The 337-nt window shown below is 60.8% G+C and carries 1 protein-coding gene; it reads right to left on the bottom strand.

The features are described from left to right. On the bottom strand, positions 1–327 hold a 327-nt coding region (locus RVY79_RS18270), incomplete at its 3' end, for a LysR substrate-binding domain-containing protein (RefSeq protein WP_317465944.1). Between the last annotated feature and the right edge of the window lie 10 nt (positions 328–337).

Below are 337 nucleotides of genomic sequence, written 5' to 3'. Positions count from 1 at the left end.
GATTGGATAATCCTGAAGATCTGAGATGGTGAGCTTCGCCTGGTTAACTAAGCGGGACCGCGGTGGTATCGCAACGGCCATGCTTTCGCACCATAGCCTCCGGCTACTCGTCAGGTGATCCCCCGCACCGCTAAGAGATAGTCCCGCGTCGTAGCGGCCCTCCTGCAGGCCCGTCATCAACTCTTGATCCGAAACTTCACGCACGGCCATCGCGACGCCCGGCTCCTGCGCTCGCTGCAGTGCAAGCAGCGCCGACAGCCGTGAAGACGGTACACCTGGCGCTATGGCGAGTGTGAAATTCGGGGGCGGACTGATGACGTCATGCATGGATACCCCC

This window comes from Chromohalobacter sp. HP20-39 (genome assembly GCF_033052815.1).
Taxonomy (GTDB): domain Bacteria; phylum Pseudomonadota; class Gammaproteobacteria; order Pseudomonadales; family Halomonadaceae; genus Chromohalobacter.
Note: the sequence above shows the minus strand (reverse complement) of the source record. Positions and strands in the feature narration are given on the sequence as shown.